General features: G+C 61.0%; 15 protein-coding genes. 3 read left to right on the top strand and 12 right to left on the bottom strand.

Annotation, left to right across the window (positions count from 1 at the left end):
* Positions 1-6 precede the first annotated feature (6 nt).
* The 4 genes from M5B42_RS17750 to rpsU all read right to left on the bottom strand — a co-directional run bounded on the left by M5B42_RS17750 (position 7) and on the right by rpsU (position 8203).
* Positions 7-3747 (bottom strand): EAL domain-containing protein, encoded by a 3741-nt coding sequence (locus tag M5B42_RS17750; RefSeq protein ID WP_248746576.1) that lies wholly within the window; start codon positions 3745-3747, stop codon positions 7-9.
* A 119-nt stretch (positions 3748-3866) separates the two neighbouring features.
* Positions 3867-5714: an RNA polymerase sigma factor RpoD gene (rpoD, locus tag M5B42_RS17745; RefSeq protein WP_177103809.1), complete on the bottom strand. Its 1848-nt coding sequence runs from the start codon at positions 5712-5714 to the stop codon at positions 3867-3869.
* Positions 5715-5781: 67 nt separating this feature from the next.
* Positions 5782-7746, bottom strand: coding sequence for a DNA primase (gene dnaG, locus M5B42_RS17740; protein WP_152741053.1), 1965 nt, complete (start codon positions 7744-7746; stop codon positions 5782-5784).
* Between the two features lie 241 nt (positions 7747-7987).
* Entirely contained in the window at positions 7988-8203 is a 216-nt protein-coding gene (rpsU, locus tag M5B42_RS17735; protein ID WP_002551877.1) for a 30S ribosomal protein S21, read from the bottom strand.
* 198 nt (positions 8204-8401) lie between these two features.
* Between rpsU and tsaD the strand changes: the two genes are divergently transcribed.
* Positions 8402-9427: a tRNA (adenosine(37)-N6)-threonylcarbamoyltransferase complex transferase subunit TsaD gene (gene tsaD / locus M5B42_RS17730; protein ID WP_103495704.1), complete on the top strand. Its 1026-nt coding sequence runs from the start codon at positions 8402-8404 to the stop codon at positions 9425-9427.
* Between the two features lie 46 nt (positions 9428-9473).
* Here the strand turns inward: tsaD and plsY are convergent, their stop codons facing one another.
* Complete coding sequence (plsY, locus tag M5B42_RS17725) at positions 9474-10043, bottom strand: glycerol-3-phosphate 1-O-acyltransferase PlsY (RefSeq protein ID WP_100938509.1); 570 nt, start codon at positions 10041-10043, stop codon at positions 9474-9476.
* A gap of 74 nt (positions 10044-10117) precedes the next feature.
* Here plsY and folB point away from each other — a divergent pair, with 74 nt between their 5' ends.
* Complete coding sequence (folB, locus tag M5B42_RS17720) at positions 10118-10471, top strand: dihydroneopterin aldolase (RefSeq protein ID WP_100938508.1); 354 nt, start codon at positions 10118-10120, stop codon at positions 10469-10471.
* Positions 10462-10986, top strand: a complete 525-nt coding sequence (folK, locus tag M5B42_RS17715) for a 2-amino-4-hydroxy-6-hydroxymethyldihydropteridine diphosphokinase (protein ID WP_103495706.1) — start codon at positions 10462-10464, stop codon at positions 10984-10986. Before folB ends, folK begins: the two co-directional genes overlap by 10 nt.
* Here the strand turns inward: folK and M5B42_RS17710 are convergent.
* From M5B42_RS17710 to apaG, 7 genes are all read right to left on the bottom strand, one after another.
* On the bottom strand, positions 10983-12212 hold the full coding sequence (locus M5B42_RS17710) for a multifunctional CCA addition/repair protein (protein ID WP_248746575.1): 1230 nt from the start codon (positions 12210-12212) through the stop codon (positions 10983-10985). The genes folK and M5B42_RS17710 overlap by 4 nt on opposite strands.
* Before the next feature lie 63 nt (positions 12213-12275).
* A complete protein-coding gene (locus M5B42_RS17705; protein WP_152741049.1) occupies positions 12276-13847 on the bottom strand; it encodes a SpoVR family protein in 1572 nt (523 codons plus the stop codon).
* Positions 13844-15115, bottom strand: a complete 1272-nt coding sequence (locus M5B42_RS17700; RefSeq protein WP_103495709.1) for a YeaH/YhbH family protein — start codon at positions 15113-15115, stop codon at positions 13844-13846. The genes M5B42_RS17705 and M5B42_RS17700 overlap by 4 nt, the downstream gene beginning before the upstream one ends.
* Before the next feature lie 140 nt (positions 15116-15255).
* The gene (locus M5B42_RS17695; RefSeq protein WP_017128689.1) at positions 15256-17178 is read right to left on the bottom strand and encodes a PrkA family serine protein kinase; all 1923 of its coding nucleotides are present in this window, start codon (positions 17176-17178) and stop codon (positions 15256-15258) included.
* A gap of 301 nt (positions 17179-17479) precedes the next feature.
* Positions 17480-17809, bottom strand: coding sequence for a thiosulfate sulfurtransferase GlpE (glpE, locus tag M5B42_RS17690; RefSeq protein WP_103495710.1), 330 nt, complete (start codon positions 17807-17809; stop codon positions 17480-17482).
* 35 nt (positions 17810-17844) lie between these two features.
* Positions 17845-18720 (bottom strand): symmetrical bis(5'-nucleosyl)-tetraphosphatase, encoded by an 876-nt coding sequence (locus M5B42_RS17685; RefSeq protein WP_248746574.1) that lies wholly within the window; start codon positions 18718-18720, stop codon positions 17845-17847.
* A complete protein-coding gene (gene apaG / locus M5B42_RS17680; protein WP_103495712.1) occupies positions 18720-19100 on the bottom strand; it encodes a Co2+/Mg2+ efflux protein ApaG in 381 nt (126 codons plus the stop codon). Before apaG ends, M5B42_RS17685 begins: the two co-directional genes overlap by 1 nt.
* Between the last annotated feature and the right edge of the window lie 55 nt (positions 19101-19155).

Raw genomic sequence — 19155 nt, 5'->3', positions numbered from 1 at the left:
CGCGAATTATAGCGATGGTTTCTCGCGGGGGCTATCCGAAAACTCCGAAAGCCTCATATGAAGGAAGGCCGCGGCGAATTCTTCGGCCTGTAGCGGCAGGCTGACGATGTAACCCTGGATCTGTTCGCAGCCCTCGACGGCCAGGAAATCCTGCTGTGCCTGGTTCTCCACACCCTCGGCAATCACCGTAAATTGCATGCTGCGACCCAAGGCGATGATAGCGCGCACAATAGCGGCATCATGGGGATCGTCCGGCAAACCACGGACGAACGACTGGTCAATCTTCAACACATCCAGCGGCAGGCGCTTGAGGTAGCTCAGTGACGAATAGCCGGTGCCGAAGTCATCAATGGCCAATTGCACCCCCAGGTGCTTGAGTTGATGCAGGACCTCCAGGGCCTCCTCGGCCTGGCTCATGATGAAGTTCTCGGTGATCTCCAACTGCAGGCAGCCGGGCTCTAGCCGGTAATCCCTGAGCAACTGTTCGATCCGCGCCAGCAGGTTCGGTTGGCGCAACTGCGCGCCGGCGAGGTTGACCGAGAGCGGACCGAAGTCGCCATGGGTCCTGTTCCAGCGCTGCATCTGCCGGCAGGCGCGCTCCAGCACCCAGTCGCCAATCTGCAGGATCATGCCGTTTTCTTCGGCCAGCGGAATGAAATGCTCCGGGGGTACCTCGCCCAGGGTCGGATGCTGCCAGCGAATCAAGGCCTCGGCCCCCACCAGTTGACCGCCGTGGAGACTGATCTTGGGTTGGTAGAGCAGTTGCAGTTCCTGGCGCTCGATGGCCCGGCGCAGTTCGTGCTCCAGAGCCACGCGTTCACTGGCCTGGGCCGTGAGGTCGCGGGTATAGCTTTCGACCCGGTTACGGCCCTTGGCCTTGGAGCGGTACATCGCCGCATCGGCGTTCTTGATCAGGGTGGCGACGTCATTGCCGTCCTTGGGATAGAGGCTGGTGCCGATGCTGGCACTGATGAAAAACTCGTGTTCACCCGCCTGGAACGGCGCGCCGAAGCAACCCAGCAGCTTGTTGGCCAGGTGCGTGGCGTCGCTGGCCTGGTGCAGGCCCGGCAGCAGGATGATGAACTCGTCGCCGCCCAGTCGGGCCACGGTGTCGACGTCGCGCAGTTGCTCCTTGAGCCTGACGGCGATGCCCTTGAGCAACAGGTCGCCAACCGGATGGCCGAGGCTGTCGTTGATATGTTTGAAACGGTCGAGGTCGAGAAACAGCACCGCCCCCTGGCCGCCGTTTTCGGCCTGGCTGTTCAGGGCGGCCAACAGGCGGCTTTCGAACAGGGTGCGGTTGGGCAGGCCGGTCAGCGGGTCGTGGTGGGCCTGGTAGTCCAGGCGCGCCTGGGCATGTTTCAGGCTGGAGATGTCGGCGAACACGGCGACGAAGTGGGTGATGACGTTCTCGCGGTTACGCACGGCACTGATGGTCAGCCAGCTAGGATAGAGCTCGCCGTTCTTGCGCCGGTTGCAGATCTCGCCCTGCCAATGACCTTCGGCGGTCAACTGGTGCCACATGGCCGCATAGAAGGCGCTGTCATGCTGGCCGGAGGCAAGCAGGCGCGGGGTGTGGCCCAGGGCTTCGGTTTCGCTGTAGCCGGTGATTTCGCTGAAGGCCCGATTGACCGCGCTGATGTGTTGCTGGATATCGGTGATCAGTACGCCTTCAGCGGTGCTTTCGAAGACGGTCGCGGCCTGTTGCAGCTTTTCCTGCATGACGTGGCGTTCGGTGATGTCCCGGGCGATGGTCAGCATGCAGTCTTCCCCGCCGATCGGTAGCGGCCGACTGGAGACTTCGCACAGGCGGATCTGCCCATCGTTGCGGCGGATATGGCAGCTGAAATCACGGACGAAACCATCGCGCCGCATCAGTTCGAGCATGTGTTTGCGTTCGTTCAGGTTGACCCAGATGCCCAGTTCCAGGGTCGAACGATCCAGCGAGGTGGCACTGTTGTAGCCGGTGAGGTGGCTGAAGCCTTCATTGACTTCCAGCAGCAGGCCGTCGCTTTGCCGGCTCAACAGCAAACCGTCGGGGGAGGCGTGGAAGGCCTTGGCGAACTTTTCTTCGGAGGTTTGCAGTTGTTGTTGGGTTTGCTTGAGCTGGCTGATGTCCCTGACCACCACCACCAGGGCCGGCGTGGTGTCGAGTTCGAAGGGCTCGGCGGAGATCAGTCCGGTGAACATTTGGCCATTGCTGCGCCTGAAAGGCATCTCCAGGTTACGGATACTGCCGCCCCTTAACCGCTCCAGCAGTCCCGAGCCGACACCGTCGATGCCCCAGATATTGAGCTCGGTAGCGGTATGCCCGATCACCTCCCGGGCGCTCATGCCGATCTGCTCCTCGAAGGCGGTGTTGACTTCCAGCAGGTGGCCGTCGGACAGGCGGGCGATCACCAGGATGTCCGGGCATTGCTGGAAGACCGAGGCGAATTTCTGTTCGGACAGGCGCAACGCCTCTTCGGTCCGTTTGGTTTCGCTGATGTCGATCATCAGGCCACGGATAAGCGGCTCACTGTCGTGTTCGATCAGGCTGACCAGGTCGCGGACCCAGAGCGTGCGACCGTCGGCGCTGATCACCCGGTAGTCGAGCGTGTGGTCGCGGCCCTCGATGATCTCCTTGTCGCAGAAGGTCTGGGCACGGGTCAGGTCGGCAGGGTGGGTGATGCTGCGCCAGAAGCCGGGAATCAGCCAGTGGGCCAGCGGATAACCGAGCAAGGCTTCGGCGTGGGGCGAGACGTAGGTGTAGGTGAAGTCCATGCGCGCTTCCCAGGCGATGGCCGACAGGCTCTCCACCAGGCCGCGGTAATGGTATTCGCTGCTGCGTAGTTCCTGCTCGAGGGCCACGCGCTGGGATATTTCCGAGCTCAGGCGGCGGTTGATGCGAATGACCGCGGCCAGTATGGCGATCAGCAGCAGGACACAGGGCAAGCCGTAAAGCAGTAGATCGGCCCAGATGGAGCGACTGGTCAGGACGTTGCCCACCCAGCGGTTCTGGATCGTCTCCTTTTCGGCGACGGTCATGTCGGCCATAACCTTGTCGAGTATCCCCACGAGGACTTTCTGTTCCTTGGGCACGGCCATCGCCAACTGGTAGCGATAGGGCGTTTCACCGCTGACGTAGAGCCCTTCGAGCTTGAGCTGGTTCAGGCTCCAGACACTGGAGGCGAGATCGCCGATGACCGCATCGACCTCATCGGTGGCCAGGGCCTGCAGGGCCGAGCTGATATTGGGCATGGGTACGAGGTTGAGGTCCGGATGATGGCTGCGCAATAGCTCGTGGGGTGCGTAGTTCTCCACCACGGCGATTTTCAGGCCATAGAGTTCTTTCATGTCATGGGGGTTGGCGCCGCCTTCATGGGCCAGGATGACAATCGGAAAATCCAGGTAAGGGCGGGTAAAGGACAGATAGGCTTGCCGTTCCGGGGTCGACATGATGCCGGGCAGCAGGTCGATCTGGCCGGCCTTCGCCTGTTCCAGCACCTCGGTCCAATTCACCGGCTCGATGGGGCTGAGCGTGATGTTCAGGCGCTTTTCGATCAGGTGAACGTAATCGCTCGTCAGTCCCTGGTAAGCGCCATTTTCGCCCCTGAACTCAAAGGGCGGCCATGAGGCATCCACGCCCAGGCGCAATTGCGGGTGGGCTTTCAGCCAGTCACGTTCATCATCGGTAAGATTCAACGCACCAGCCGTAGCGGTCCAGGTAAGCAGCAAAAACAGAAGCAGGGCCGACAGTCTGGGCATAACGGTCTCGTTATGGCTCGGAGGAATGATTCGAGTGTAGACGGGCAGCGCACGGACGGCGGGCAGAGAGAAGGGAAACTGCAGAAAGCAAAACCCCCGGCGAGCCGGGGGTTTTGGTCTTACTCGTCGAGGAAGGAGCGCAAATGCTCGCTTCGCGTCGGGTGGCGCAGCTTGCGCAACGCCTTGGCTTCGATCTGGCGAATCCGCTCACGGGTAACGTCGAACTGCTTACCGACTTCCTCAAGGGTGTGGTCGGTATTCATGTCGATGCCGAAACGCATGCGCAGAACCTTGGCTTCACGGGCAGTGAGGCCTGAGAGTACTTCGCGTGTCGCTTCTTTAAGGCTCTCAACGGTAGCGACATCGATTGGCGACTGCATGGTCGAGTCTTCGATGAAGTCACCCAGGTGGGAGTCTTCGTCATCACCGATCGGGGTTTCCATGGAGATCGGCTCTTTAGCGATCTTCAATACCTTGCGGATCTTGTCCTCAGGCATTTCCATGCGTTCGCCCAGCTCTTCCGGGGTCGGTTCGCGACCCATTTCCTGCAACATCTGCCGGGAAATGCGGTTGAGCTTGTTGATCGTCTCGATCATGTGCACCGGAATACGGATGGTGCGGGCCTGGTCGGCGATCGAGCGAGTGATCGCCTGACGGATCCACCAGGTGGCATAAGTCGAGAATTTGTAGCCGCGACGGTATTCGAACTTGTCCACGGCCTTCATCAGGCCGATGTTGCCTTCCTGGATCAGGTCGAGGAACTGCAAACCGCGGTTGGTGTACTTCTTGGCGATGGAGATCACCAGACGCAAGTTCGCTTCAACCATCTCTTTCTTCGCGCGGCGGGCCTTGGCCTCGCCGATCGACATGCGACGGTTGATGTCCTTGATCTCGGCAATCGTCAGGCCGGTTTCGGTCTCGAGCGCGGTCAGCTTCTGCTGGCAGCGAACGATATCGGCCTGTACGCGACCAATGGCTTCGGCGTATTTGCTCTTGCCCTTGGCCAGTGCATCGGTCCAGCTTTCGTCGACTTCGTTGCCCGGGAACTGGCGCAGGAAGTCGGCACGCGGCATGCGGGCATCACGCACGCACAGCTGCATGATGGCGCGTTCCTGCTGACGCAGGCGATCCAGGGCACCACGAACACGCTCGACCAGGCCTTCGAATTGCTTCGGCACCAGTTTGATCGGCATGAACAGCTCGGCCAGGGCCAACAGTTCGGCAATCGCCGCCTTGTTGTTGCGACCGTGCTTTTTCAGGGCCTTGCGGGTGATCTCCATTTGCTCGGCCACGGCGCCGAAGCGCTGTGCGGCAATGATCGGATCGGGACCGCTTTCGGCTTCTTCTTCGTCGTCGCTGGCTTCGGCTTCTTCGTCGTCCGTGTCGTCGTCGGCTTTAACGGCCTTGGCGTCGACAGGCGGCGGTACTTCGGCGGCCGGCGGCGCAATGCCGTCGTCCGGGTCGATGTAGCCGCTCAGGACGTCGGACAGCCGACCGCCTTCGCTGGTAACACGATCGTATTCGCTGAGGATGTGATCAACCGTGCCAGGGAAGTGCGCGATTGCGCCCATCACTTCACGGATGCCTTCCTCGATACGTTTGGCGATTTCGATTTCGCCTTCACGTGTGAGCAGCTCTACCGTACCCATTTCGCGCATGTACATGCGCACCGGGTCAGTAGTGCGACCGATGTCGGTTTCCACGGCCGCCAACGCAGCCGCTGCTTCTTCGGCAGCGGCTTCGTCGGTATCGGCTTCGGCCAACAAAAGGGCATCCGCATCCGGAGCACTCTCGAATACGTTGATCCCCATGTCGTTGATCATGCGGATGATGTCTTCCACCTGTTCCGGATCTGAAATATCCTCCGGCAGGTGGTCGTTGACCTCGGCGTAAGTCAGGTAACCCTGCTCACGACCACGGCTGATCAACTCTTTGAGGCGAGACTGCTGTTGCGCTTTTCCGGACATAACACCCTATCCACTGAAGGTCTTGGCGGGCAAAAAACAAGCCGAGGATTATACCCGAGCTATGACCTCACGCGCCAGTTGAGGTCGGGTTTGATGCAGGAAGATTGCGTTTTAGCAGCTCAAGCAGCTGAATTTTGTCTTCAGCGCTCAAATCGCCTTGTCGCGACTTCCTGATGAGTTGTTCCAGCTTTCGCTCGGTTTGACGGGCTGACAAGCTGGTTATGGTGTCGAAAAACTGTTGTTCAAGGTTCTCTCCTTCAATCAGCCACTCCTTTTCCGCCAGACGGGTGAGTAATCGACCCTGGTCAGTGCCGTGCCAACGCGATATCAGTTGAAATGAGCTTAGCCCAGGATTCTTTTGCACGGCTTCGAGCAAGGCCACGAGCAGCTGTGCATGGGTGTTTTCTTCGTCCGCGAGGTGACCGGCGGTCTCGACCTTGCCGGCCAGTTGCGGGTGATGGACCAGGGTGCGCAGGGCGGTGAGCGTCGGCGGCTCGACGGCGGCCGGGATGCGCGGGCCGCGGGGCTCGTCGCGGTCGCCGCCGCGCTTGCCGTTCTTGTCCCAGGGCTTCTTGTCCCACTTCTTGCCGCCCGCACCGGGCTTTTTCGGCGTCCACTCCTGCTGGGGCGCGTAAGCCTCCTGCTGGGGAACATGATAGTCCGAATAGTCGGGCATGGCGTCATAGTCGATACCGGGGTCATAAGCCGGCGGCGCGTCGGCCGGTGCGCTGTGCACCAGTTGGCTGACGGTTTCGTGGGTCAGGCCGGTGATCTGGGTGAGGCGCTGGCGCATCAGGGTGCGCAGGTTGGCGCCCGGCACCTTGTCGATCAACGGCGCGGCGAGGGTGGCCATGTGCGCCTTGCCCTCCAGCGAGCGTGGATCGGCTTCTTCGGTCAGTTGCTGGAAGAAGTAATCCGCCAGGGGCTGCGCGTGCTGGTTGATCCGGGCGCGGAAGGCGTCGGTGCCTTCGGCGCGAATCAGGGTGTCCGGGTCTTCGCCTTCGGGCAGGAACAGGAAGCGCGCGCGGCGGCCATCCTGCAGGCTGCTCAGGGTCGCTTCCAGTGCGCGCCAGGCGGCGTTGCGGCCGGCCTGGTCGCCGTCGAAGCAGAACAATACGTTGGGCACCACGCGGAACAGGCGCTTGAGGTGTTCTTCGCTGGTGGCGGTGCCCAGGGTCGCGACGGCATTGCGCAGGCCTTGCTGGGCCAGGGCGATGACGTCCATGTAGCCTTCGACGACGATGATTTCGTCGAGGTTGCGGTTGTTCTTGCGCGCCTCGAACAGGCCGTAGAGTTCCTGGCCCTTGTGAAACACCGGGGTTTCCGGGGAGTTCAGGTATTTCGGCTTGTCGTCGCCCAGCACCCGGCCGCCGAAGGCGATGATCCGGCCGCGGCTGTCGCGGATGGGGAACATCACGCGGTCGCGGAAACGGTCATAACGCTTGCCGGTTTCGGCGTTCTCGATCAGCAGGCCGGCGTCGATCATGGCTTTCTGCTGCAGGGTGTCGCTGGACAGGTGCTTGAACAGGTTGTCCCAGCCCGGCGGGGCAAAGCCCAGGCCGAAATCCCGGGCGATTTCACCGGTCAGGCCGCGGCCCTTGAGGTAGTCCACCGCCGCCTTGCGCGCCGGATGGCTTTTCAGGGCCTGGCGATAGAAGTCGGCGGCCGCGGTCAGGAGCGGGTAGAGCGGCGAATCGGTCGGCTGGCGCGGTTTGCGCGCATGTCCGCTTTCCTCGCGGGGTACTTCCATGCCGGCGGCTTTGGCCAGGTCCTCGATCGCCTGGGGGAAATCCAGGTTGTCGTGGTCCATGAGGAAGCCGAGGGCGTTGCCGCCAGCGCCGCAGCCAAAGCAGTAGTAGAACTGCTTGTCCGGGCTGACGCTGAAGGACGGTGTCTTTTCCTTGTGGAACGGGCAGCAGGCGGTGTAGTTCTTGCCGGCTTTTTTCAGCTGCACACGGGAACTCACCACGTCGACGATGTCGGTGCGGTTGAGAAGGTCGTCAATAAAGCTTTGGGGAATTAGCCCGGCCATGGCGTTCTCATCATCGCAGAGTGCTCGATAGCTGGAACGGAAAGGGTGTGCTCGTCGGTAGCCTTGGAAGGCTCGTCAGAAAGACGCGCACCGCTGGCAAGTGCCAGGTCTGACGGGGTCAAGCAGGTTCGTCTGGGTCGCATCGGCGGCTTCGACGGTGAAGCATCAAGCGATATCCGCAAATGCCATTAGCCCGGCTGAGGGCCGGGCTTGGCAGAAGCTTGCAACGAACGTCTGTGTATTAGTACAGACGAACGGCGCGGCGCTGTTCGCGCTGAACTTTCTTGGCGTGACGCTTAACAGCAGCTGCTGCCTTGCGCTTACGCTCCGAAGTCGGCTTCTCGTAAAATTCGCGGCTACGAACTTCAGCCAGAACACCGGCTTTTTCGCAGGAGCGCTTGAAACGACGCAGAGCTACGTCGAAGGGTTCGTTCTCTTTAACTTTGACGGCTGGCATCCAGAGCTACCTTCATTCATTACCGGGGTCAACGTCCTCAGGCAAAAGCGCACTGGAGATCGTCGGTTTTTAAGGGTTGCGGATGTTAACCCCTCATGACGCGGAATGCAAAGCCTCTGATCGAAAACCGCTGGTAGGGGCCTGGAGTGACGACTATTATGCGCGCCTTCGAATCTAGCCTCTACAAGGCGCAAACCCATGCTAGTACTGGGATTAGAAACCTCCTGCGACGAAACCGGCGTCGCGCTGTATGACAGTGAGCGCGGGCTTCTCGCCGATGCGTTGTTCAGTCAGATCGACTTGCATCGCGCCTATGGTGGCGTGGTGCCGGAGCTGGCCTCGCGCGATCACGTCAAGCGCATGCTGCCGTTGATCCGCCAGGTCCTGGCCGAGGCCGACTGCGCGCCGACCGAGATCGACGCGATTGCCTACACGGCGGGCCCGGGCCTGGTCGGGGCCTTGCTGGTCGGGGCTTCGTGCGCCCAGGCCCTGGCTTTTGCCTGGGATATACCGGCCCTGGGTGTGCATCACATGGAAGGCCATTTACTGGCGCCGATGCTGGAGGAGCGACCGCCGGAGTTTCCGTTCGTCGCTTTGTTGGTCTCCGGCGGGCACACGCAGCTGGTTCGGGTCGATGGCATCGGCCAATACGCGTTGCTGGGGGAAAGCCTGGATGACGCGGCCGGCGAAGCTTTCGACAAGACCGCGAAGATGATGGGGCTCAATTATCCGGGCGGTCCGGAAATCGCCCGCCTGGCCGAGCAGGGTGTAGCGGGGCGCTTCGTCTTCCCGCGGCCGATGTGCGATCGCCCGGGGCTGGATTTCAGTTTCAGTGGTTTGAAAACCTTCGCCCTGAATACCTGGCAGCAGTGCGCGAGCACTGGAGACGACGGCGAGCAAACCCGTTGCGACATCTCGCTGGCCTTCCAGCAGGCGGTGGTGGAGACTTTGACCATCAAGTGCAAGCGTGCGTTGAAGCAGGCGGGCATGAAGCGTCTGGTGATCGCCGGGGGCGTCAGCGCCAACAAGGCCCTGCGTGTTTCGTTGGAAAAGATGCTCGGTGAGATGAAGGGCGACGTGTTCTATGCCCGTCCCGAGTTCTGCACCGATAATGGCGCGATGATTGCGTTTGCCGGGTGCCAGCGCTTGCAGGCCGGACAGAAGGAAAGCCTGGCGATCAGCGTGCAGGCACGCTGGCCGATGGAGCAGTTGTCGGCGATTTGAGTGGGATCGGTGCAAGGTGGCGCGTGAGTCACCTTCACGATCAGGATCAGAAATGTCGTTCGCGCCCTGCGAAAAGGTCGCGTAGATTGCCGCGATGGCGCCAGACGATCAGCCCGGTCACCACGCTCATCGGCAGCAATGCGGCCGGTTCCTGCCAGGCCAGCAGCGGCAGGGTCAGTGGCGTGGCGATCAGGGCGGCCAGCGAGCTGGTGCGGGTGAGGTAGAAGGTCAGCAGCCAGGTCAGCAGGGCCAGCAAGGCGGCGGGGGGATACAGCCCCAGCAGCATGCCGGCGGCCGTGGCGACGCCTTTGCCGCCGCGAAAGCGGAAGTACAACGGAAACAGGTGGCCGAGGACGGCGCAGAGCCCGACCCAGGCTTGCTGTTGGAGCGACAGCCCGGCGTAGCCGGCGATCAGCACCGGCAGCAGGCCTTTGCAGAGGTCGCCGAGCAAGGTCAGGATGGCCAGCTTCTTGCCGGCCAGGCGCAGCATGTTGGTCGCGCCGGCATTGCCCGAGCCACTCATTCGCGGATCGGGATTTCCCGTGAGGCGGCTGAGCAAAATGGCAAAGGACAGAGAGCCGAGCAGGTAGGCGAGGATCGCCAGTAACCAAAACATGCTAACTATTCCGGGCGGGGACGCCCTGATTCTAACGGCGCATTGCGCCCTTGTCGTGCTGCGGAGAGAAGTGCTTGGACAGAGTGTTTATCGAGGGCCTGGAAGTCGACACCGTGATCGGTGCCTATGACTGGGAGCGCGGCATCCGTCAGTGCCTGCGCCTTGATCTCAGTTTTGCCTGGGACAACCGCCCGGCGGCGGCCGGCGACGATCTGAGCCTGGCTCTCGATTATGCGAGTGTTTCTGCGCGCATCCAGCTGTTTGCCGAGCAGTCGCAGTTCCAACTGGTGGAGACCTTCGCTGAACGTCTGGCCCAGGTGCTGATGAGCGAGTTCCAGATTCCCTGGTTGCACCTCAAACTGACCAAGCCGGGGGCCGTTGCGGCGGCCAGGGGCGTGGGCGTGGAGATTGAGCGCGGATGTCGCTAACTCAGGTTTATCTCGGGCTCGGCAGTAATATCGAGCGCGAAACCCACTTGTGTGCCGGGTTGGACGCGCTGGCCGCGTTCCTGGTGGATATCCGCTGTTCGGCGGTGTTCGAAAGCCAGCCGGTGGGCATCAAGAGCGGGCCGTTCTTCAATCTGGTGGTGTCGGCGTTTACCGACCTGCCGTTGCTGGAGCTGGACCGCCGGTTGAAGTTCATCGAGGCCGACAATGGCCGTTATGCGCCGGACCGCAAGGGCCTGCCGTTGGATATCGATGTGCTGTTGTATGGTGAGCAGGTCGGGAATTTCGACGGGCTGATCCTGCCGCGGGCGGAAATTCTCAAGAATGCCTTTGTGTTGTGGCCGTTGGCGCTGATTGCGCCGGACCGTTTGCATCCAGAGGCGGGGAAGTCTTTCGCAATGTTGTGGGAAGAGGCGCAGATCGATCAGGTGCTGGCCCCCGTGGCGTTTGAATGGCGTGGGGGGCAACTGACGCCCCCTGATCTTTTGCGCACCTAGCCTGCGGCCTGCTCCTTGTAGGCCTTGAGGGCTTTCAGGCGCTCGCGCTTGAGGGCTTCACCCAACTCCGGCCCCTTGAAGCCTTTCTCCAGCAGCGGTTGAACCGCGACTGCCTTGGCGACCGTCGCAGCCCCGCGTAAATAGTCCGCCTGTGGATAAGTCCGCTCCTCCAGCCCCAGGCGTCCCCGCGCATCCATCTCGCACGAGGCGATAAACTCCTCGAAACGTTGCGGGCGTCGATAGACATCGAAACTCTGCAACAACTCCAGCAAGGTCGAGGCCTTGAGCTCCAGGGCTCGATGGCCATGGGTGTGGTATTCGCCCACCAGCAAGGCCAGTTCCTGGCAGTCGCGCGGCGCCTTGTAGCGCTCGTTCACCGCCTTGATCAGCTTCAGTCCCTTGAACTCGTGGGCAATATGCTTGGGCCACTCGCTTTCGGGTGTCAGTCCCTTGCCGAGGTCGTGCAGCAGGCAGGCCCAGCGCACGGTCAATGGTTGCTGATGGCGGGCGGCTTGCTCCAGGACGCTCAGGGTGTGTACGCCGCTGTCGATTTCCGGGTGATGGGCCTCGGGTTGCGGCACCCCGAACAGCGCGTCGACTTCCGGAAACAGCACGGCGAGCGCGCCGCAGTCGCGCAGCACCTGGATAAACACCTGGGGCTGGTCTTCCATCAGGGCCCGGGAGATTTCTTTCCAGCTGCGCTCTGGTGTCAGGGCCTGCAGTTCGCCCGATTCGGCCAGTTGGCGCATCAGGGCCAGGGTCTCGGGGACCACCTTGAAACCCATGGCGGCATAGCGCGCGGCAAAGCGGGCAACGCGCAGAACCCGGAGAGGATCTTCGGCAAATGCGGGGGAAACATGACGTAGAAGGCGGGCGGCGAGATCCGCCTGGCCGTGATAGGGGTCGGTCAGCTTGCCGTGCTCGTCTTCAGCCATGGCGTTGATGGTCAGGTCCCGGCGGATCAGGTCCTCTTCCAGGGTGACATCGGGGCTGGCGTGGAACGTGAACCCGCCATAACCGCGTCCGCTTTTGCGTTCGGTTCGGGCCAGGGCGTATTCCTCGCCACTGGATGGATGAAGAAAAACTGGAAAGTCCGCACCGACCGGGCGAAACCCCTTGGCAAGCATCTCTTCGGCGCTGGCACCTACCACCACCCAGTCGATATCGGTAACCGGCTGACCCAGCAGGCGATCGCGAACCGCGCCGCCGACTTTATAAATCTGCATGAAAAACCTCCGTTGGCACGACAGGATAACCCGTGAATCGCGTCAACGGAGGTGAGGAGCTGCTCAGAGATGAATCACGGCCAGGTCCAGTCGACCGTACTCCCCTTCGCCGTGATCGCCCTTGGGTGGGACGTGATGGGTTTTCATGACCTGGTCGCCTTGCAGAGTCTCCAGGTGGATATCGAAGCCCCAGAGGCGGTGCAGGTGCTTGAGCACTTCCTCGGTGGAGTCGCCCAGGGGTTTGCGGTCGTGTTGCTGGTGACGCAGGGTCAGTGAGCGGTCGCCGCGGCGGTCGATGCTCCAGATCTGCACGTTGGGTTCGCGGTTGCCCAGGTTGTACTGGGCGGCCAGGGTTTCACGGATGATCCGGTAGCCGCCTTCGTCATGGATGGCCGGCACCAGCAGGTCGTCGCGCTGGTCGTCATCGAGGATGCTGAACAGCTTGAGGTCGCGAATCACTTTGGGTGACAGGTACTGCAGGATAAAGCTCTCGTCCTTGAAACTGCTCATGGCGAACTTGATGCTCGAGAGCCAGTCGCTGCCGGCCAGGTCCGGGAACCAGCGACGGTCTTCTTCCGTGGGGGATTCACACATCCGCCGAATGTCGCGGTACATGGCAAAGCCCAGGGCATAGGGGTTGATGCCGCTGTAGTAGGGGCTGTCGAAGCCCGGTTGGAAGACCACGCTGGTGTGGGAGGTGAGGAACTCCATCATGAAGCCGTCGGTGACCAGGCCTTCGTCGTAGAGGTCGTTCATCAGGGTGTAGTGCCAGAACGTCGCCCAGCCTTCGTTCATCACCTGGGTCTGGCGTTGCGGGTAGAAGTATTGGGCGATCTTGCGCACTATTCGGACGATTTCCCGCTGCCAGGGTTCCAGCAGCGGTGCGTGTTTTTCGATGAAATAGAGGATGTTTTCCTGGGGTTCGGCGGGGAAGCGTGCATTGTCCTTGTCGCTGAACTTGTCCGCGCCCTTGGGAATGGTGCGCCACAGGTCGTTGATCTGCTTTTGCAGGTGCTCTTCGCGGTCCTTCTGCCGGCGCCGCTCCTCTTCGGCGGAAATCGGGTAGGGGCGTTTGTAGCGGTCGACGCCGTAATTCATCAGGGCGTGGCAGGAGTCGAGCAGGTCTTCGACCGCGTCGATGCCATGGCGCTCCTCGCATTGCATGATGTACTGCTTGGCGAAGACCAGGTAGTCGATGATCGAGCTGGCGTCGGTCCAGGTGCGGAACAGGTAGTTGCCCTTGAAGAAGCTGTTGTGGCCATAGCAGGCATGGGCCACCACCAGTGCCTGCATGCAGATGGTGTTTTCTTCCATCAGGTAGGCAATGCACGGGTCCGAGTTGATCACGATCTCGTAGGCCAGGCCCATCTGGCCGCGGCTGTAGGACTTTTCCGTGCTTAGAAAGTGTTTGCCGTAGGACCAATGATGATAACCCAGGGGCATGCCGACGGAGGCATAGGCGTCCATCATCTGTTCGGCGGTAATGACTTCGATCTGGTTGGGGTAGGTATCCAGGGCATAACGATTGGCGATACGACTGATTTCGCGGTCGTAGGCCTGGATCAGCTCAAAGGTCCACTCCGAACCGGTGGAGAGGGGTTGGCGCTTCTGTTGTTTCGGCTCTCTGGCGGTCATGTCACTAACCTGCGCTGGAAGAGTTCACGGAAGACCGGGTAGATATCGCCGGCCGACACCAGCTGCTGCTGGGCAAACGTATCGCCGAACGCCTCGCTGATGCGCTCGTATTCGTACCACAGGGCCTGATGTTCGCGGGGGGTGATCTCTACGTAAGTGTAGTACTGCACGAACGGCATGATCTGGTTGATCAGGATGTCGCGGCAGATGGGCGAGTCATCGTTCCAGTTGTCGCCGTCGGAAGCCTGGGCGGCGTAGATGTTCCATTCATTGGTCGGGTAGCGTTCGGCCATGATTTCCTGCATCAGCTTCAGTGCACTGGAAACAATGGTGCCGCCGGTTTCCCGCGAGTAGAAGAACTCCTCCTCGTCGACTTCCCGGGCGCTGGTGTGATGGCGGATGAACACCACTTCGATCTTGTCGTAGTTCCGCTTGAGAAACAGGTACAGCAGGATGAAGAAGCGTTTGGCGATGTCCTTGGTCGCCTGGGTCATGGAGCCGGACACGTCCATCAGGCAGAACATCACGGCCTTGGAACTGGGGTTGGGTTGCTTGACCAGCAGGTTGTACTTGAGGTCGAAGGTGTCGAGGAACGGAATGCGATGGATACGCGCACTGAGTTTCTCGATTTCCGCCTCGATCTCCTGGATATCGCCGAAGTTGTCTGGCTCTTCGCGTCTCAGACGCTCCAGCTCGGCCTTGGCTTCCTTGAGTTTGGCCCGGCTGCTGCCGGACAGGGCGATCCGCCGCGCGTGGGCCGAGCGCAGGGTGCGGATGATGTTGATGCGCGAGGGGTTGCCCTCGTTGCTGATCCCGGCGCGAACGGTCTTGAAGGTGTCGGTGCCGGTGAGGTTGCGTTTGACCAGGTTCGGCAGCTCCAGGTCCTCGAACATGAACTCGAGAAACTCTTCCTGGGTGATCTGGAAGGAGAATTCGTCCATCCCTTCGCCCGAGTTGCCGGCCTTGCCCGGGCCACGGCCGCCACCGCCGCCGGGTGGCCGGGGGATATGCTCGCCGCTGGTGAATTCCTTGTTGCCGGGATGCACCACGGTCTGCTTGCCGCCACGGCCATGGTGCAGCACGGGTTCATCGATATCGCGGCCGGGGATGCTGATTTGCTCGCCATGCTCCATATCGGTAATGGAGCGCCGGCTCACGGCTTCCTCGACAGCCTTTTTGATATGGTCACGGTAACGCCGCAGGAAGCGCTGACGGTTCACCGTGCTCTTGTTCTTGCCATTGAGACGTCGGTCGATCACATAGCTCATGAGGAGCCCTCCGGACAGCTTCAAGTTACAAGCTTCAAGCGCCAAGCTGGAAGCTTAAAGACAAGCGGTCAGCTCCTGCACCGCAGGCACGTCGATAAACGTGCCTGCGGCTTGTCGCGAGCCGCTTGCAGCTGCCGTTACTACTGCGATTTTCTGACCCGCAGGTACCACTCGGAGAGCAGTCGTACCTGTTTGTCGGTGTAGCCACGTTCGACCATGCGGGTGACGAAGTCGTTGTGCTTCTGTTGATCCTCTTTGCTGGCTTTGGCGTTGAAACTGATGACCGGCAGCAGATCCTCGGTGTTGGAGAACATTTTCTTCTCGATCACCACCCGCAGCTTCTCGTAGCTGAGCCAGGTCGGATTCTTGCCGTTGTTGTTGGCCCGGGCACGCAGGACGAAGTTGACGATCTCGTTGCGGAAATCCTTCGGATTGCTGATGCCGGCCGGTTTTTCGATTTTCTCCAGTTCTTCGTTCAGGGCCACGCGGTTGAGGATTTCGCCGGTTTCCGGGTCGCGGTATTCCTGATCCTGAATCCAGAAGTCCGCATACAGCACGTAGCGGTCGAAGATGTTCTGGCCGTACTCGCTGTAGGACTCCAGGTACGCGGTCTGGATCTCCTTGCCGATGAACTCGATATAGCGCGGTGCCAGGTATTCCTTGAGGAAGCGCAGGTAGCGCTCACGGGTTTCGGCCTGGAACTGTTCCTGTTCGATCTGCTGCTCCAGCACATACAGCAAATGCACCGGGTTGGCGGCGATCTCGTGGGGATCGAAGTTGAAGACTTTCGAGAGGATCTTGAAGGCGAAACGGGTCGACAGGCCATTCATGCCTTCGTCGACACCGGCGCTGTCGCGGTACTCCTGGATCGACTTGGCTTTCGGGTCGGTGTCCTTGAGGTTTTCGCCGTCGTAGACGCGCATTTTCGAGTAGATGTTCGAGTTTTCCGGCTCCTTGAGGCGTGAGAGCACGGTGAACTGGGCGAGCATCTTCAGGGTGTCGGGCGCGCAGTGGGCCTTGGCCAGGGAGCTGTTGAACAGAAGTTTGTCGTAGATCTTCACTTCGTCGCTGACCCGTAGGCAGTACGGGACCTTGACGATGTAGATCCGGTCGATGAAGGCTTCGTTGTTCTTGTTGTTACGGAAGGTGTGCCACTCCGATTCGTTGGAGTGGGCCAGCAGGATCCCGGTGAACGGAATGGCCCCCAGGCCTTCGGTGCTGTTGTAGTTGCCTTCCTGGGTCGCGGTGAGCAATGGATGGAGCACCTTGATCGGTGCCTTGAACATTTCCACGAACTCCATCAGGCCCTGGTTGGCCCGGCACAGGGCGCCCGAGTAGCTGTAGGCGTCGGCGTCGTTCTGTGGAAACTCTTCCAGTTTGCGGATATCGACCTTGCCCACGAGGGCCGAGATGTCCTGGTTGTTTTCGTCGCCCGGTTCGGTCTTGGCCACGCCGATCTGGTTGAGGATCGAGGGGTAGAGCTTGACCACCCGGAACTGGCTGATGTCGCCGCCGAATTCGGCCAGGCGCTTGGTCGCCCAGGGCGACATGATGGTGTTCAGGTAACGCCGTGGAATCCCGAAGTCTTCCTCGAGGATCGCGCCGTCTTCAGTGGCGTTGAACAACCCCAGGGGCGATTCGAAAACCGGCGAGCCCTTGATGGCGTAGAAGGGGACCTTCTCGATCAGCTGTTTCAGCTTTTCGGCCAGGGACGATTTACCGCCGCCGACGGGGCCGAGCAGGTAAAGGATCTGTTTCTTCTCTTCCAGGCCTTGGGCGGCGTGGCGGAAATACGAAACGATCTGGTCGATGCATTCTTCCATCCCGTGGAAGTCTTCAAAGGCCGGATAGCGCCGGATCACCTTGTTGGAGAAGATGCGCGACAACCGTGAGTTGGTGGACGTATCCAGCAGTTCGGGTTCGCCGATTGCCAGTAGCAGCCGTTCAGCTGCCGACGCGTAAGCACTGCGATCCTTTTTGCACAGCTCAAGGTACTCCTGCAGCGTGAGTTCTTCTTGCCGTGTGGATTCGAAGCGTTGTTGGAAATGGCTGAAAATGCTCATGACGTCACCTCGCTCGATACGTGGAGCCGGTGCCGGATCAGTCAGTCCAGTGCTGGCATGCAACCGCGAAAGCCGTTGCCGTTTACCCCCCAGAACACCTTCAAAGCGATGATCACTTTGAAAATTACTACCGATGACCCGTACGCCGGTGTACCGGCTCTCCCCTGATTTGGATGGCCTGCGCTTAAGGATAGTTCGGAATCGGCGGGGGCAAGTCAAGATGAGCAATTAGTTATGCCTGACCGTTCGTCAGGAAAGGCTCTAGCCCGCGAATCCCGCGGGCTCCAGCGGCAGAAAAAAATTATTCGGAAATATCTTGAGCAATTTCTGACGGATAGGTCGTGCGCCACAGCTCAAAGCCACCGTCCAGGCTGTAGACATCGCTGAAGCCCTGGCTGACCAGGTAGGCGGCCGCGCTCTGGCTCGAATTGCCGTGGTAGCAGCACACCACCGTGGGCGCGTCGAGGTCGGCGGCGCGAATGAAATCGGCGATGTTGTGGTTGTCCAGGTGCCGGGCGCCACTGATGTGGTTCAGGGCAAAGGTCTGTGGGTCGCGGACGTCGACGACCACGGCGCCCTGCTCGCGCAGGGCCTGGGCTTGTTCGGGCGGGATACGTTTGAATTCGGTCATGATGGGCTCCATCTGGGGCAGGTAGGTCGTACAGTCTAGCGATATAACCAGGCCCGGAAGCGCTCGGCCAGGGTCGGTGGCGGAGCAACGCCACCCTGGGCATCGCACTTGCAGGTCAGAAGCTCGCCGGTATCGACGTTCATCAGGGTCATGGCCCCGCCCCAGACACAACCGGTGTCGAGGGCGAAGATCCCGGGCTCGTCGCATCGGCCTTCAAGGGCGGCCCAGTGGCCGAAGATGATCTTCAGGCCCTGGGTCTTGCGCTCCTTGTAGCTGAACCAGGGGGCGTAGCCGCGGGGGGCGGTGTCGGCGCCTTCCTTGCCCTTGAGGTCGAGCTTGCCGTCGGCGGTGCAGAAGCGCATCCGCGTGAAATAGTTGGTGATCACCCGCAGGCGGGCCACGCCCTGCAGATCGCCGTCCCACTTGTTCGGCTCATTGCCGTACATGCCGTCGAGGAAAAGCGTCAGCAGGTTGTCGTCGCGCAAGGCGGTTTCCACTTCGGCGGCGTATTTGAGCGCTTTCTTCAGCGTCCACTGGGGGGGGATGCCGGCGTGGACCAGGGCGACGTTGCGCTCGGCGTCGTGGTGCAGCAGCTTCTGGCGGCGCAGCCAGTCCAGCAGATCGGCCCGATCCGGGGCGTCGAGGATCTCGCGTAGCGTGTCGCTTTTTTTCAGGCGCTCGATATTGTGCCCGGCGGCGAGCAGGTGCAGGTCATGATTGCCCAGCACGCAGACCAGCGATTCGCGCATACCGTAGAGAAAGCGCAGGGTCTCCAGGGAATGCGGGCCCCGGTTGACCAGGTCGCCCACCAGCCACAGCTTATCGCAGGTAGGGTCGAACTTGACGCGTTCGAGCAGGCACTTGAGCGGTTCCAGACAGCCTTGCAGGTCACCGACGGCATACACCGCCATCAGTGCAGGGCCCCGGGTACGGCAAGGCGGAAGGGGGCGATCACGGCGTTGAAGCGCTTACCGTCCTCGGCCACCATCTCGTAGGTGCCCTGCATGTTGCCGACTTTCGTAGTCATCACCGTGCCGCTGCTGTAGGTATGGCTCTGGCCGACCTCGATCAGCGGTTGCTGACCGACGACACCGGCACCGCGAACTTCTTCCACGTGACCGTCGCCATCGGTGATCACCCAGTGCCGCGACATCAACCTGGCGGGCAGTTCGCCGTTGTTCCGCACCGTGATGGTGTAGGCGAAGGCAAAGCGGTTCTGCTCGGGTTGCGATTGTTCTGCAAGGAAGCGGGTGACGACGCTGACGTCGACCTGGTAACGAGGATCGGACATGCAAGAGGCCTTGGAAGCTGAAGCGCAAGAGACGCTGGACGAAGCCCAGTCTAGG

The sequence above is a fragment of the Pseudomonas sp. MWU12-2037 genome, from assembly GCF_023242345.1.
GTDB lineage: Bacteria > Pseudomonadota > Gammaproteobacteria > Pseudomonadales > Pseudomonadaceae > Aquipseudomonas > Aquipseudomonas gingeri_D.
This window is presented reverse-complemented; position numbering and strand designations above follow the sequence as displayed.